The sequence below is a fragment of the Anabaenopsis sp. NIES-4685 genome (genome assembly GCF_059725405.1).
The window spans coordinates 4529690-4544408 of sequence record NZ_AP043602.1 but is presented as its reverse complement, the minus strand read 5'-3'; the positions used below and the strand labels follow the sequence as shown (position 1 = coordinate 4544408).

Here is a 14719-nt window from a genome sequence, read left to right as displayed (position 1 = left end):
TTGCCCTAAGATAGTGCTAGAAATGTGGGTAGCATGACTTGATAAGTCTATCCGTTGTCTAAGAGGATGTCTGAAAAGTAAGAAAGCCGACGTAACGGTATGCTGTCACTAGAAAAAATACTTAAGTATGACCGCGTTACGAGAGCTATGAATCCATCTTATCCAAGTAAGTAGGCTATCAAATCGGATTCCTATATCTACTACAGTTTTTTCCTTGACCATCGGATAAAATTGTCCGATAATATGGTTATGAAAGGGAGTGAGTTTATTAGAAAAGTCAAAAAGTTAGCAAAAGAGCGTCGGATTGAAGCCTACGTTGACCAAAAACGCGGTAAAGGAAGCCACGTAACATTGTATTTTGGAGATTGTTTTACCATAGTTCGCAACCCGAAAGATGAATTAAAAACTGGCACTTTCAAAGCGATGTTAAATCAACTGGGAATTGAAGAACATGAACTTTAATACTGGGATAATTATGACTCGATTTGTGTATCCAGCCCTCTTGACTGCTGATGAAAAAGATGGTGGCTTTGTGGTGACATTTCGTGATTTACCAGAAGCTATTACTCAAGGAGATTCTCTAGAACAAGCACTAAATGAAGCTGCTGATTGCTTAGAAGAATCCATCGCTGTGCATATTGATGATAAGTTAGAAATACCCCAGCCATCACAACCCAAAAATGGGGAGTATTTAGTAGCAGTACCAGCGCAGACAGCATTAAAAGCTGCACTATATTTAGCAATGCGTGAGAAGGGTATGAGTAAGGTTGAACTTGCATCTATTCTTAATATCCATGAAAAGGAAGTCAGACGTATTCTAGATCCCCACCATGCTACAAAATTATCTACAATGGAAAGGACTTTAGCGGTACTTGGACAACGAGTTGAATTACAAATTAGTGCAAAATAAAATCTTCGCCATATTGAGGGTCTTATTCGGTTTGTGTCCAGTATTGATTACATAATTCTAAGAGGATGTTTGTCAAGTTATGATTAGTGTATCAACTATTGTTTGACCCCACCCTCACCTTTCCCTTGATAAGGGAAAGGTGACTGGATTTAATGAATTAAATGGGGTAATGATGTGATGAAAATTACCTGTTGAAAACTTATCAAACAACCTCTGAGTAATACTTTTCTACCCCAAGCTGTCTTTCAGAGCATAAACCACCTGGTCTTGCTGTAACTGGGTGAGTTCTGGGAACATGGGTAAAGATAACACCTGATTACAAGCTAACTCAGCTACTGGTAATTGTCCCGGCTGATAGCCTAAATATTGATATACTGGCTGTAAATGTAAAGGATGGGGATAATAAACCATGGAATTTACCCCCCGTTCTTGGAGTTGACCCCGCACCCAGTCTCGGTAGTTGGGGCGCACTATTCCCTCAGTGCTAGAAATGCGAATAGTATACTGATTCCATACACTCAACCCCCTGGGTAGTTCTTGGGGGACAATAATATCTGGAATTTGACTGAGAAACTGCTGGTAATAAGCGGCGATCGCGCGTCGTTGGTGATTCCAAGTATCAAGATAACGGAGTTTAATTTGCAAAATAGCGGCTTGCAGACTATCTAAGCGACTATTTATACCAATTTCTTCGTAGTAATAGCGATTTTTCTGCCCATGTTCTTTGAGTATCCGCAATTTTGCTGCTAGTTGAGGATCATTGGTAGTAATGGCTCCACCGTCACCGCACCCGCCAAGATTCTTAGTAGGGTAGAAACTAAAGCAGCCAATATCTCCTATGCTACCAACTTTTTGATGATCCCAGGTTGCACCTGTGGCTTGAGCGCAATCTTCAATCACTGCTAAATTGTGAGACTTAGCGATGGCCATCAGTGCTGTCATATCTACCGGTTGACCAAATAAGTGCACCGGGATGATTGCTTTGGTTTTAGGTGTAATAGCTGCGGTTACTTGCTGCAAGTCAATATTAAAAGTATTACTATCAATATCCACAAAAATTGGTGTTGCACCCACCGCACTAATAACTTCAGCCGTGGCCACAAAGGTAAAAGGTGTGGTAATCACTTCATCACCTGTACCAATTTCCAGAGCTCGTAGAGCTAAGTAGAGAGCATCAGTACCTGAGTTGCAAGCTATACAATGATTAGTCCCATGATAGGCAGCAAACTGTTGCTCAAAGCTTTCTACTACAGGGCCACCAATATAACGCCCAGAAGTTAAAACTTCTAAAACGGCTGCGCTTACTTCTGCTGCAATAGTAGCGTATTGGTGCTGAATATCAAAGGCAGGGACGGAATTTAGGCTCTGGATCATAAGTTTTCATTTGCTCTGAAAATACAAAGGATGCACTGGGACAGCCAATTTTTACGCTTGTTCAATTTTATCAAACAACTTGGTCAAGATGTCGCCACGGATACCCATCAAAGCTGGGTTTTTACTGGAATTATTGTATGGTTGAGAATATCATTGTTAAGCGCTCAGTCTGTGGGAGATGAATAACCTATGCAGGATTTAATTAAGCTGGATTTGGTTGATTTAGTGATTGCGGTGGGATTGATGGCTATAGCCATCGGTTTATCTACCTGGGAAAGGTTAGGATTAGAGTTAAACTTAGCCATGGCTGCCGGTAGAACTATCTTACAACTACTCGTATTAGGATACGTTTTAGACTTCATCTTTGCTTTAGATAATGTTTGGGGAGTTTTGGCGATTTTAGCAGTAATCTTAACTATTACAGCTATGGTGGCCAGAAATCGCATCAGTGTGAAAATTCCCCTGGTTTTACCTTTGGTATGGGGCGCAATTTTAATTAGTACAGCTTTGACGGTTATTTATACTAACTTCTTGATTATTCAACCGGACAGATGGTATGAACCCCGTTATGTAATTCCTCTAGCAGGGATAGTATTAGGTAATGCGATGAATGCAGCGGCGATCGCCGGGGAACGTCTTGTTAGCACTCTGAACTCACAGTATGTGGAAATAGAAACACACTTGAGCTTAGGTGCGACTCCCCAGCAAGCAGTTAGCCAATACCGGAAACAAGCCATTAGAAGCGCATTTTTACCAACTCTCAATCAAATGATGCTCATGGGTATGGTGGCTATTCCGGGAATCACCACGGGACAGTTAATCGCCGGAATTAGTCCCCTTGATGCTGTATACTACGAAATTGTAATTATCTTTATGGTGGCCATGGCTAACTTGCTGACAAGTATTTTAGTCACCAGAGGATTGTATCATCAGTTCTTTAATTCTGCTGCCCAGTTGGTGACCCCTGGGGATTAACGGCGATTTTGTTAGAATAGGGGTTTACCTTCCCCAGGAGCTAAAGTGTCTGAATCTGTGCCAATACGGGATAGCTATCTCGCTTTAATTGATGAAATTGTCGAATCTACCCTCCAGGGCAAAATTAGCTCTGTAGAAATGGTATATCAAATATTGCAGAAAAAAATTAAGGCGGGAACAGGAGAAATATTTGAACTGGTATTGAGCGATCGCCTCAGTAGCATTCAAAGCCAAGTGGATACCCAAACAGATGAACTCAAAAAAGCCAAAGCCAACCGCAAATTGAGAGCGGTGAAAACTATTCAAACTCAATGGCAAAGATATTCCCAGCACTATCAAACCACAGAAGCGATCGCAAGCGCAATTAAAGAAATTACCACGGCCGCTACAGATGAACGTCTGACGATTTTTTTACGTGTTATCGACCCCAATCAAAAGCAACCACTAAATATACAGTCAACAAAGCAGTTAGCCAGCGGTTTACAACAATTTGCTCAGGTAGATACTGACTTACAGGAAATATCCCAGGGAATTACCTGCGGTTTAGCTAATTGGGAACGACTGCAAGATCACCTAGTTAGCTGGATGTATGAAAGCAATCAACAATTAGGTTTTGGTGGGGTTCCCACAGAAAGTGGTCCTTGGGCAACTTGGGCAAAGCAGGTTAATAGTAGTGTATGTCAATCACTGTTTCGCGCCCTAGCCAGGGAACAATCTGTGTGGGAATTTGCACAACAGCAAGGTAGTATCAGCCTGAGTGAGTGGGTAGAACTAGGATTAATTTTACAATACCTGCAACGAGGTTTAGTTAACTGGTTTGACCAACAGGCTTACAATGTCCAAGCAGGATCAAAGTTATCGATTTCTACATTTTTAACCTTTGCAGTCATTTGGAGCCAGTTAGCAACTGGTTTTAATCATCAACCCATATACAGTCATGGTTGCTCTCTGGTTATGCTCCAGATCCTGCGCCACTTTGCCCAGCGTCCCTATTTTCCCCTGTATGGGGGCATTTTTGCCTCTTTTTCTGGTGGTTACTTACGGGATGCTTTGGATTATCTCGATGAACCACTGCGACGAGTAGAGGGAAATCAGCAAAAAGCTAGAATTATCACCCTTTTAGGCTATTCACAACGGGCTTTAGGACAATATGAGCGTTCTATTGCGTTTCACCAGCAAGCACTGGAGATTGCTAGAAACGCCGGCGACCTCCCCTGTGAACTGGCCAATCTCAACCACCTGAGTCGTACCTATGTACAACAGAAAAATTATGCTCAGGCCATTAACTACAGTCAACGAGCATTAATGCTCAGTCGCCAAGGAGGGGAAAGGACAGCACAAGCCAATGCGCTGGTAAATTTAGGTTACAGCCAAGTTATGGAGGCGCAACAGCTAGAACAAAGAGAAACAGAGGTTTATGAAACAGCTATTAATTATTTAGAACAAGGGTTAAAGTTATCAGAACAATTAGGCGATATTCAAAGTAAAGCTCTATGTTTTAGTAGCTTAGGTATTGCCTATTTAGTTATCGGTCAATCATCCGCGGCAATTCCCTATTTAGAAAATGGGTTTAAAACAGCCCAAGTTGCTGGAGATTTATATCTCCAGGGTCGGAATTTAGCTTACTTATCTGAAGCTTATTATAACTTACAAAACTCAGAAAAAGCTATTTATACTGGTAGCTTAGGAATGTATCTGTTAGAGCAAATTGCTTCTAGTGAATGGAGACAACCAGCAGGGTTACTGGCAATTTTACGGGGTCAAATAGGAGACGAAGCTTTCCAACATCTACTACAGCAAAATCGCACCAAAATGATTGCGATTATTGGTGTGGATGGATATGATTACATCCGCCAATTGTTAGGAAGGTACGAGGAAACTATGTGATATTTACTCAATCAAGACTTCATCGCCTTTTTAACCAATTCTGGAATCAGAGAAAGACGTTCAGCAACAGTCACTTTTGCGGCTTCAAAAGCAGCTAATTTACTTTGTGCGGTGCCAAAATTAGGCTCACGTCCAATAACTGTAGCCAAGGTACCACTTTGTCGCCAATTTTTTGGTCTTGGTGCGTGTCTACCTGCAATATAAGCAATGACTGGTTTATCAATGGCTTCAGCAATATACTTTGCTGCTGCTTCTTCACTATCGCCACCGGGTTGACCGACTAAAACGATCGCTTGTGTGGTTTCATCTTCATCGAGAATTTGCAGCCATTGCAGAAAGGATGAACCGACGATCGCATCACTACCAATACTAACACTAATGGATTGTCCTAAACCAGCTTTAGTTAGTTCCCAAGCAACCTCGTATGTGAGGGTGCTGCTGCGGCTAACTATTCCCACCGGGCCGGGTGTATATAATTCACTGGGTTGAGTACCCAAAAGAATTTTACCCGGTACGATAATTCCCGGACTGTTGGGACCTACTATTAAGGTTTCTCCTGCTTCTGAATGACGCAGTAATTGCACCATATCCAAAGGTGGTACCCCACCGGAAATGATAATTATCTGACTGATATGAGAGGCGATCGCTTCTAAGGCTGCATCTAAAACTTGGTACGGATGTACGCAGATAATTGCCGTATCAATTGCGCCGAATTCTTCCACCACCTCTTCCACTAAATCGAAGATTGGCAGATTGTACAGTTGCTGTCCACCACATCCGGGATTGACACCAGCAACCAAATTTGTACCATAAGCTTGCATTTGAGCAATATGATTTGCTGAAATAAATTCAGAAAAGCCCTCAATTAATACCTTACTATCTGGTGTTAAGTTCATAAAACATTTTAGTTCATCTGTGTACCCTACAGGAGTCCGCTAAGGCCTCTACATCTGTGGTGAAAAAATTCTGACCTCATGAGTAAGTAAACCAGAAAAAACCAAAGGCTTTACCCATCACGTTTGGTAAAACTCACAGATGTTGCCACTGCCTCATCTAAATTTTCCAGTACTATCAGAGCATCAGGTTTAGTATTTAATCGCCCTAACAATTTTTGAGCCGCAGCGAACTCAGATCCAGCAATGCGGACAACCAAACGCGGAAAATGATGTCCTCGGCGAGTTTTGGTGCTACAAGCTACACTTGCTGATTGAACTTCGCGGTTGTCCTGCTGCAGAAAATTGCTAATGATTTGCGCTACTTCCTTAGTCTCAGTTACACCACCGATCAGGTTGAGTAGTATAACTTGAACACTCTTGTCAGCGGCTAAAAAATTTAAACCTTTAGCAAGGCGATCGCAGAAAGTTGTCGGTGAAACATCTGTGAGCAAAGCATGGCGCAGATTCAGACAACTACCAGGTTTACCACCTGCACTAGTGACTAAATCCAAGGTAGCCATCATCGAACCAGTACCATTAGCCAAAATGCCAATTTTACCATGCAGTTCTAAACCATCCCAATTACCTAACTGAGGGTTGATGGTACTTCTACCATGACGGTTAGCTGTTTTTACAGCTATTTCCTCCAAATCTGGATGGCGGCCGATCGCCCGTTCATTGATACTGACTTTACCATTGAGAGCCATAACTTCACCTGAAGCATTTACGGACAAGGGACTAATTTCCACCAAATCCAAGTCTTTTTGGATAAATAACTGATACATTTTGTCAACTACAGAGCTGACAGACTGGATTAATTTTCCGCGTAAACCCATTTTTAACGCCAGTCGCCGCGCATAGAAAGGAGAAAATTCCTGTTCAACCACAACGTGATGCATTTTTTGCCCTGGGGATTCCCAGTCGATATCCGCTTCTGTGCCGCCTAAAAGCACTGGTCGGCACACAGCAGTATCTAAGACTACTGCTAGATAAAATTCTTTTTCCCCTATATACTGGGATTCTCCTAGTATAACTTCCGGTAACTCGCCCCAAATTGGCAAATTAAATATAGTCTGTGCCGCTGCGATCGCGTCAATTGTTGTTTCTACAAACCTCACCCCACCAGCTTTCGCCCTTTCTCCCGTGTATACTTGGGACTTCAGTACAATCGGGTAGGGAATTTTTAACCTTTTCAAATCTGTAGGATGGTCAATTCGTTGGGAAGGCAATACGGGAATGCCTATTTTCCCAAACCACTCTTTAACTTGGTACTCCAATAGCTCCATATACTTGCACCCTATATTTACACTTCCAAAAGCATTTTCTCGGTGCTGGTTTTAACTGTTCATAGCACTAGAATTACATAATTAAGCTGCTTTCGTGTTATTTAAAGTAATTTATTCATTATGTATTAATTCTATCGGATTATATCCAGAATGCCAATGTATTTTTTTAGATGGGAATATGAATACTGTAATATAAAAAGTTATTATTTACTCATTAATTTAGTAAGTAAGTAAAAAACTCTGGTGTTGCCGTTGCCAAAAAGACTGAAACAATGGAAGTAGAAGCTAGATTCATATATAAACTATGCCTGAACTTCCCAAAAGTCTGGAAGAAGCCATCGCTCAATCTCGCATGGCCACCCAAGCCGCCCTTACAGACGGGTACACTCGCTTACAAGTTGATTTTCTGTTCCCAGAACTAAAACTGATGCCCGTGGCGGCGGAATTTTTGCCGGTGTTTGCCAAATATGATTCCCGTCTGAAAGTTTTCTTTGCCGATGCAGGTGCTGCGGCCCTGGCTAACCGTGATTGGCAGGATACACCATTTACAATTTTGGATATCGGTACAGGTAGGGCGGCCTCCCTACAATCGAAAATTCACCCAGATGATCAAATTTTCTTATTTATTTCCCCCTCCTCTGTAGAAGTTCCCCAGGTGGAAAAGTTATGCGAAGAGATAGGCGATCGCCCTTTTGTGATGTTAAATCCCCGCCTGGAAGATTCTGGGGTTGTGGGTATTGGTTATACAGCTAGGCAAACCCGCCAGCGTTTTATTAGTACCATTGAATCTTGTTACTACCTGCGTCCTGTGGATGATACCACTGCTGTATTTCGCTGCTATCCTGGACTATGGGAGGTCTGGGTAGAAACAAATGGCGAATATGAAAAAGTGGCGGAATTACCCAAAAGACCAACAGGTGATGAGTTGGATATGATTGTCATCCAAGGACAACCACAAACACTTCAGGATGGTGTACCGGCGAAAAAGCCGAGTGTGTTGAAGAGTTTACAACGCTTCTTGAAGGCTTTGAGTAGTTAGTCTGAAATCAGAAAAATCAACCACAGATGTAGATTGTCTGTGTCTGTGGTTGAAATTCAATGTAGTAACTCTTCTACCTGGTGCTGATGCCACAATTTTTTGTAAAGACCATCTGTTTGCAATAGTTCTGAGTGATTGCCTATTTGGACAATTTTGCCCTTATCCATCACAAAAATCCGGTCAGCCGTCGCCGCCGCCGATAGCTGATGAGTGATGAAAATTATGGTTTTGCGACTGCCTTTACTCGTAAGATTACGTATGATTTTTGTAGCAGTTTGATTATCTACACTGGAAAGGGCATCATCTAAAATTAGGATTGGAGCCTCCACCAACATCGCCCTAGCTAAGGCGGTACGTTGTCGTTGACCTCCAGAAAGAGTTATACCCCGCTCCCCCACAATGGTTTCATATTCCTGGGGAAAATTCCTAATTTCGCCATCAATTTGGGCTATTTTAGCAACATCCTCTATGAGTTGTAATTCACCGACTGGGTCACCGTAGCGGATATTATTCTTAATTGTAGTGCTAAACAAAAAACTATCTTGAGGAACATAGGCAATGGACTGACGTAAATCCGCCAATGATATCTTAGTAATATCGACATCATCGAGGAACAATTGCCCCGGTGGAATATCTAACAAACGCGGTAAGGCATTAGCTAAAGTTGATTTACCAGAACCAATGGCCCCGACAATGGCCAGTGTTTCCCCAGGAAAAATAGTAAAGCTGATATTATCTAAAGCCGCAGTACTGGCACCAGGGTAGGTATAGTTGAGATTAATAGCCCTGATTTCTCCTTTAATCTCATTCTTGGGCAAATGTACAGTATCGGGTGCGTCTTGAATTTTCGGTGTTACAGACAGAATAGACTCCAGGCGGTCAATACTCACTTCACCACGTTGATAAGCTGTAATCGTAAAACCTAATAAAGCTGTGGGAAACACTAAACGTTCTACATAAATCAGCAGGGCCAAAAAATCTCCTACAGCCAGAGTTCCCGTAGAGATTTGTAAGCTTCCCAGCCAGATGATTACCAGAGAACTGAGATTAGCTAAACCACCAATTAAAGGAAACAGTATATTGCGGCTTTTAGCCAGTTGTAGGTTAGCCGCCAATAGCTGCTGGTTCTTTTGACCAAAAGCTCGACGCTCATTGTCTTCTTGGGCGTAGATTTTAATTAGAGCAATACCGCTAATGTCCTCTTGAATTAGTTCACTGATGTCGGATAGTTCTTCTTGTACTACAGCTTGCTCCTTACGGAGACGATTGCTAAATAGATGTACTAACCAGAACATGAAAGGATACACAGCCAAAGAAGCCAGTGTAAGATTGACACTAATTCTTAACATTACTGGTAGGGTGAGAGCATAGGCAAAGATAGTATTTGCTAAACTCAGTACAGCAAAACCCACCAACCTCCTCACGTTGTCTACATCACTGGTGGCCCGATTAATTAAATCTCCAGCAGTATTAGTGACAAAATAAGCGGGTTCCAGCTTGAGTAGGTGTTCAAAAATGCGTTGTTTCAGGTCAAATTCTACCTGTCGCCCCACCCCAAACAGCCAAATCCGCGAAGCCATACGGATGAGCCACATGGCGGAAGTGAGCAAGACAATTGGGACTACATAATATAATATTTGGTTGAAATTAAAGCTAGCCGAAAGTTGGTCAATGGCTGAACGAATCAACCAGGGAATATAAACACCCAGCCCATTGACAGATAATAAAGCAAGAATGCCTAATGTAGTTTCCCGCCAATGGGGACGTAAATAAGCACCGATTTTAGCCAGTCGTCGAGATTCTGCCATTAAAGCGATATTGCAACTTAATTATCCTGGGGATCAACTGCTGATAAATCTCTGATGTTATGGGAATTTCAGCAATCCGCCCTATCCTACTTTAGCGAATAGAGAAGCCAATCAAGCAGCAAGTCAATATTTTTCAGATTAAACCACAGATGCTGACGGATAAATATGATCAAATATCTGTGGTTCATTATTCGGTGATTCCTATTTTTGCACTTTCAGCTTTAGCGAGGTGCTTGGTCACCACGCAAGAAAAAGTAAATCTGGTTGAGATAACTTTCCCATACTTGGGTTGTCAGTTGCAGGGTTTCTGCACTAGGTACAAAGTCCTCAATTCGCAAGCCGCGAGTGCTGTCTGGACGAGTTTGGGCTAGGTAAGGTGAAACATTCACACCCAAAGAATTAAAGGCTATATTTGTATGACTTTGTTCTTGATTGAACAAGATATTATTCCCCACCACATCAGAAATTATCGGGGGTGCAGTTGCTGGTCGCAATGCCACCAGAGCCTCTACAGAATTAGTATTGGGTCTCATGGATGAAACTACTCTAGAATCCTGAATAAATTCCTGTGTTGCTAAGTTGGTATATCCTAATGTTGCTATGGGTACCCTGACCAAAAAGTAGGCGATCGCTGGTGTACTTGCCAACAGTAAAATTGTCAGCGACCAACCGAGCAAATAACCCCCTGGTTTTTCTATTCCTCCCCCCTTAATCTTCTGGGCGGCAAACATCATTAGTAAAATAGAAGCGCCCAAAGGCTTGAGGGGAAATGATACTACCTTCCACAAAGATGCCACAGCCGGTTCGTTAGGGTTAATAAACGACAAGGCTATGACAATCAAAACAACGACTAAAACTAATCTCCCGATAAAGGTTCCCGAAGGATAAAACCTCTGAAACAAGGAGTATACAACAGTGCCAATCAGCAGCCATAGCAGTACTCGGCTTAGTAATAGAAACATAGATTAACTCTCAAATTTTTTGGGGCTGTAAGCCAGTTTCAAATAGGAGTTTCCCCCATGAGTAACTGACATACACGTAATGATCAGTCTAGAGATTCACCGACAGAAGATGTATTTTATCGTCAAATTGTAATCGTACTATTACTTGAGAGCAAATACACCCAGCCTAAGACCTCGTAGTGATTTTAGTCCAATTTTTTCATACTGCCTCTATTATTTGTCATTTTTCGGATGGGTAATGTGGCATCAGTAAACTAAATTAATTGAATGGTTGTCAATTCCCAAGGAAAAACTATGTCTTCTGCAAGGCCGAGCATCTTAGTAACGGGGGGAGCTGGATATATTGGTTCTCATACTGTATTGGCTCTTAAGCAAGCGGGTTATGAAGTTGTCATACTTGATAATCTGGTTTATGGGCATCAAGATTTGGTGGAAAAGGTGTTGCAGGTAGAACTCGTAGTGGGGGATACAGGCGATCGCCCTTTGTTGGATGCCTTATTTAAAACCCGCAATATTACTGCTGTTATGCACTTTTCCGCCTATGCCTACGTAGGTGAATCGGTGACGGAACCGGCTAAATATTACCGTAACAATGTTATGGGCACTTTGACGCTGTTAGAAGCGATGCTGGCTGCATCTATTAAAAAATTTGTCTTCTCTTCCACCTGTGCGACCTATGGAGTCCCGGAAATCGTACCTATACCGGAAAACCACCCCCAAAACCCCATTAACCCCTATGGGGCTAGTAAGCTGATGGTAGAGCGGATTCTTTCTGACTTTGATGTGGCTTATGGTTTGAAGTCAGTACGGTTTCGCTACTTTAATGCAGCTGGTGCTCATCCGAGTGGCTTATTAGGGGAGGATCATCAACCAGAAACCCACTTAATCCCCTTGGTGCTGCTCACAGCTTTGGGTAAAAGAAATTCTATTTCTATTTTTGGCACGGATTACCCCACCCCTGATGGTACTTGTATTCGTGATTATATTCACGTCAGTGATTTGGCAGATGCCCATGTTTTGGGTTTGCAATATCTCTTAGAGGGTGGGGAGAGCGAAGTTTTTAACTTGGGTAATGGTAATGGCTTCTCCGTCAGAGAAGTGATTGCAGCCGCAGCAGAAGTTACTGGTATGAGTATACCAGTGGCAGAATGCGATCGCCGCCCCGGTGATCCCCCTTCTCTGATTGGTAGTGGTGAGAAAGCCAGAAAAATGCTCAATTGGCAACCTCAATACCCTGGGATTAAAGATATTGTCACTCATGCTTGGCAGTGGCATCAACAGCGACATATGTAATTATGTAATTACAGCAGTTTCGGAATATTCTAGGAGGTATTGCAATACCTCCTCTTGAGGTTACCTTACCCGAAGTATCATAAATCCAATAGCAAAAGTCATAACAATTACCAGGACTAGCACGGTAATACTTAACCGTGACCTGACATTCACATCTTGAGTGGGTGTATTATTGGTTTGTTTGACTGCATTTATAGCTGTTCCCCTAGCTACAGTCACGTCAAACTCAAATTTAAATGGTTTAAAACTGCCCTCAGTGGTAGGTTTACCGATTAGCTGTAGCTGATACCGTCCTGGCTTAGGGAACATAATTTCAGCACCGGGAATACCTTGATAACGTTCAGCCGTCACCGGTTCTAAATCGGGTGCTATGAGGGCTGGTTCTCCGGGTACATAAGGTTGAGCATAAATCAATAATTCACAATCACACTCTGTCAAAGGAAGCACCTGACCACCTTTACGAGTCAAAGCAAACCAAGCTTGGGTAAGTTCCCCAGCACGAGGCTGGTCATTTGGTTCCATGTGGAGAGTAGCACCCACATCTTCAGCTATTTGCACTTGATGAGCAAACAGAGGATGACCTGTAATTATTGATATAACTAAGCAAGTCAAAAATAACAAGTAATAGATAATTCTTGGTTTGTTACCATACCAGTAACTAGGATTTGCTTGGGGGTACATAAAACTTTTGTATATTTAACTTTGACCAAAACCAACTTGAACGCACCAATAACACGCCCACGGTAACAGTTCCTAGTAATACTACCGCTAATTGATTGCCCCATGTTAACTGCAAGGAACCTAAATAATGGGAACCAATCAATACAGCATGAATAGAACTTAAAAGTAAAGCTGGTAAACTCAATAGATGAATCTGTCGCCAAACTTTACCCAAATATTTTTGCAGTGATTCAAAACTTGTCAAGGCGGCGGGGGTAATTAACACTAAAGCTGCAGCACCCGCAGCCATACCCCAGCGAAAATCCGGCGGTAAGAACCAGAACGCTGCCAATTGCCACTGCAATGAATGTGCCATCATGTGGGTGGTATGCACCACAGCCAGGACAAAAGCACCCACACCCAAACCGCGACGGTAACGCAAGGGTGAAGCCCACAGGCGGCTTATAGGACGGGCAATTAGTGCCAAGATTAAGCAGAGTAAGGCGGCGTGTCCAGTATAATCTACCATGGTGTCGCCAGTCCGTAACAAAGTTAGTACGCCAATGGTGAGTGTTACCCAGCCGCCTAAGCGAAATAATTGACTGCGCTGGTCTTTATTTACCAAGGAGGTGGAAACACCCACACCTAGCATAGTGGGTAGGGTTCCCAGGCCAAAAGCCAGCATGGTGGCTGCACCCATCCATAAATTGCCTGTTTCCGCAGCTTTAATCTGAGCAGCATATAAGAAACCACAGGGCATTAAACCCCAGGTCATGCCTAAAAGTATGGGTGTCCACCATCTGTTTTGATGGGAAAGTTGCAGCATCCCTAGACTCAGACGCTCATGTAAACTTCCTTTGAGTAACGGATGTAATACGGGGATGCGCGGTAGTAAATCCGGTGTTACTTGTCCTAAACCAAACCAAATCAGCATTAATCCGGTAATAATTGCCATCCAACGCCGGAAATCACTACCTACACCGGCAAACTGACCACCTTGGAGTAAGACAGAACCCAGGGACCCTATACCAGCACCAACTAGGGCATAGCTGAACATTCGCCCTAAGTTTAACAGGAAATGAAATTTTAATTGTTGTCGCCAGGTATTGGGTATTTTTTTTTCTGGTGTCGGTTGGGGGGGAACTGTTGGTCTGGGCTGCTGAGATAGGGAAAAGGCCACGGTTAAAGGGCCACACATCCCAAAGCAATGCCCAAAACTGCCCAGTAACCCCAGGATGGTGATCAGTGACAAATCTAGCATTATGATAAATTCCGCAGGCACTCTTCTAGTGCGGAAACTTACCGTAAGTTCTGGGATTTGTCAAAAGACGAGCTGTCAAACTTGGCTGACGGGGTGAGAGAATATATTAGGTTGGTTGGTGCTATGGGGTATCTTTGGAGGGGGCGTAAGATCCCCGACTTCTTACATAATTGGAATAATCTCATATAATTTGTCCAGAAGTCGGGGATCTGTGTGACTCGAAGATCATGTATTTGATTATGTTGACGATTAGGCAGATCCTTCCCTGGAATATCAACAAGCTCACGGAAATACAAAAGCTAGGCTGAGATTTTCGTAAAGAATCCCGT

Annotated in this window: 14 protein-coding genes; 7 read left to right on the top strand and 7 right to left on the bottom strand. The window is 42.7% G+C overall.

The features are described from left to right. The first annotated feature begins 249 nt into the window (after window positions 1-249). Entirely contained in the window at window positions 250-462 is a 213-nt protein-coding gene (locus AC6IZ0_RS19690; protein ID WP_497724515.1) for a type II toxin-antitoxin system HicA family toxin, read from the top strand. Beyond that, window positions 452-910, top strand: coding sequence for a type II toxin-antitoxin system HicB family antitoxin (locus tag AC6IZ0_RS19685; protein WP_497724514.1), 459 nt, complete (start codon window positions 452-454; stop codon window positions 908-910). The genes AC6IZ0_RS19690 and AC6IZ0_RS19685 overlap by 11 nt, the downstream gene beginning before the upstream one ends. A 228-nt stretch (window positions 911-1138) precedes the next feature. On the opposite strand, the gene AC6IZ0_RS19680 is transcribed toward AC6IZ0_RS19685, so the two are convergent. Then, on the bottom strand, window positions 1139-2284 hold the full coding sequence (locus AC6IZ0_RS19680; RefSeq protein ID WP_497724512.1) for a DegT/DnrJ/EryC1/StrS family aminotransferase: 1146 nt from the start codon (window positions 2282-2284) through the stop codon (window positions 1139-1141). 30 nt (window positions 2285-2314) lie between these two features. On the opposite strand from AC6IZ0_RS19680, the gene AC6IZ0_RS19675 reads away from it, so the two are divergent. From AC6IZ0_RS19675 to AC6IZ0_RS19665, 3 genes are read left to right on the top strand one after another with little or no spacing between them, the layout of a single operon-like run. Then, window positions 2315-2470, top strand: coding sequence for a hypothetical protein (locus tag AC6IZ0_RS19675; protein ID WP_497724511.1), 156 nt, complete (start codon window positions 2315-2317; stop codon window positions 2468-2470). Between the two features lie 3 nt (window positions 2471-2473). Next, entirely contained in the window at window positions 2474-3259 is a 786-nt protein-coding gene (locus AC6IZ0_RS19670; protein ID WP_497724509.1) for an ABC transporter permease, read from the top strand. Between the two features lie 45 nt (window positions 3260-3304). After that, a complete protein-coding gene (locus AC6IZ0_RS19665; RefSeq protein ID WP_497724508.1) occupies window positions 3305-5146 on the top strand; it encodes a tetratricopeptide repeat protein in 1842 nt (613 codons plus the stop codon). Window positions 5147-5157: 11 nt separating this feature from the next. Here the strand turns inward: AC6IZ0_RS19665 and AC6IZ0_RS19660 are convergent, their stop codons facing one another. Together AC6IZ0_RS19660 and AC6IZ0_RS19655 are read right to left on the bottom strand one after the other, a co-directional pair. Continuing rightward, the gene (locus AC6IZ0_RS19660) at window positions 5158-6042 is read right to left on the bottom strand and encodes a succinate--CoA ligase subunit alpha (protein ID WP_497724507.1); all 885 of its coding nucleotides are present in this window, start codon (window positions 6040-6042) and stop codon (window positions 5158-5160) included. Window positions 6043-6152: 110 nt separating this feature from the next. After that, a complete protein-coding gene (locus tag AC6IZ0_RS19655) occupies window positions 6153-7367 on the bottom strand; it encodes an ATP-grasp domain-containing protein (protein ID WP_497724506.1) in 1215 nt (404 codons plus the stop codon). Between the two features lie 304 nt (window positions 7368-7671). On the opposite strand from AC6IZ0_RS19655, the gene AC6IZ0_RS19650 reads away from it, so the two are divergent. Beyond that, the gene (locus tag AC6IZ0_RS19650; RefSeq protein WP_497724504.1) at window positions 7672-8406 is read left to right on the top strand and encodes a DUF1995 family protein; all 735 of its coding nucleotides are present in this window, start codon (window positions 7672-7674) and stop codon (window positions 8404-8406) included. Between the two features lie 56 nt (window positions 8407-8462). On the opposite strand, the gene AC6IZ0_RS19645 is transcribed toward AC6IZ0_RS19650, so the two are convergent. Together AC6IZ0_RS19645 and fraI are read right to left on the bottom strand one after the other, a co-directional pair. Next, window positions 8463-10214, bottom strand: a complete 1752-nt coding sequence (locus AC6IZ0_RS19645; RefSeq protein ID WP_497724502.1) for an ABC transporter ATP-binding protein — start codon at window positions 10212-10214, stop codon at window positions 8463-8465. 221 nt (window positions 10215-10435) lie between these two features. After that, window positions 10436-11176 (bottom strand): septal nanopore formation protein FraI, encoded by a 741-nt coding sequence (fraI, locus tag AC6IZ0_RS19640; protein ID WP_271730697.1) that lies wholly within the window; start codon window positions 11174-11176, stop codon window positions 10436-10438. A 294-nt stretch (window positions 11177-11470) separates the two neighbouring features. On the opposite strand from fraI, the gene galE reads away from it, so the two are divergent. After that, window positions 11471-12469 carry a UDP-glucose 4-epimerase GalE gene (galE, locus tag AC6IZ0_RS19635; protein ID WP_497724500.1) on the top strand — a complete coding sequence of 333 codons (999 nt, stop codon included), beginning with the start codon at window positions 11471-11473 and terminating at the stop codon, window positions 12467-12469. A gap of 60 nt (window positions 12470-12529) precedes the next feature. On the opposite strand, the gene AC6IZ0_RS19630 is transcribed toward galE, so the two are convergent. After that, the gene (locus AC6IZ0_RS19630; RefSeq protein ID WP_497724499.1) at window positions 12530-13150 is read right to left on the bottom strand and encodes a hypothetical protein; all 621 of its coding nucleotides are present in this window, start codon (window positions 13148-13150) and stop codon (window positions 12530-12532) included. Further along, window positions 13128-14390 (bottom strand): urease accessory protein UreH domain-containing protein, encoded by a 1263-nt coding sequence (locus AC6IZ0_RS19625; RefSeq protein WP_497724497.1) that lies wholly within the window; start codon window positions 14388-14390, stop codon window positions 13128-13130. Before AC6IZ0_RS19625 ends, AC6IZ0_RS19630 begins: the two co-directional genes overlap by 23 nt. Window positions 14391-14719: the final 329 nt, after the last annotated feature.

Bases quoted from the DNA above. Each gene is read 5' to 3' on its own strand.
- AC6IZ0_RS19690 (WP_497724515.1), top strand. From the start codon at position 250: ATGAAAGGGAGTGAGTTTATTAGAAAAGTCAAAAAGTTAGCAAAAGAG.
- AC6IZ0_RS19685 (WP_497724514.1), top strand. From the start codon at position 452: ATGAACTTTAATACTGGGATAATTATGACTCGATTTGTGTATCCAGCC.
- AC6IZ0_RS19680 (WP_497724512.1), bottom strand. From the start codon at position 2,284: ATGATCCAGAGCCTAAATTCCGTCCCTGCCTTTGATATTCAGCACCAA.
- AC6IZ0_RS19675 (WP_497724511.1), top strand. From the start codon at position 2,315: ATGCACTGGGACAGCCAATTTTTACGCTTGTTCAATTTTATCAAACAA.
- AC6IZ0_RS19670 (WP_497724509.1), top strand. From the start codon at position 2,474: ATGCAGGATTTAATTAAGCTGGATTTGGTTGATTTAGTGATTGCGGTG.
- AC6IZ0_RS19660 (WP_497724507.1), bottom strand. From the start codon at position 6,042: ATGAACTTAACACCAGATAGTAAGGTATTAATTGAGGGCTTTTCTGAA.
- AC6IZ0_RS19655 (WP_497724506.1), bottom strand. From the start codon at position 7,367: ATGGAGCTATTGGAGTACCAAGTTAAAGAGTGGTTTGGGAAAATAGGC.
- AC6IZ0_RS19650 (WP_497724504.1), top strand. From the start codon at position 7,672: ATGCCTGAACTTCCCAAAAGTCTGGAAGAAGCCATCGCTCAATCTCGC.
- AC6IZ0_RS19645 (WP_497724502.1), bottom strand. From the start codon at position 10,214: ATGGCAGAATCTCGACGACTGGCTAAAATCGGTGCTTATTTACGTCCC.
- fraI (WP_271730697.1), bottom strand. From the start codon at position 11,176: ATGTTTCTATTACTAAGCCGAGTACTGCTATGGCTGCTGATTGGCACT.
- galE (WP_497724500.1), top strand. From the start codon at position 11,471: ATGTCTTCTGCAAGGCCGAGCATCTTAGTAACGGGGGGAGCTGGATAT.
- AC6IZ0_RS19630 (WP_497724499.1), bottom strand. From the start codon at position 13,150: ATGTACCCCCAAGCAAATCCTAGTTACTGGTATGGTAACAAACCAAGA.
- AC6IZ0_RS19625 (WP_497724497.1), bottom strand. From the start codon at position 14,390: ATGCTAGATTTGTCACTGATCACCATCCTGGGGTTACTGGGCAGTTTT.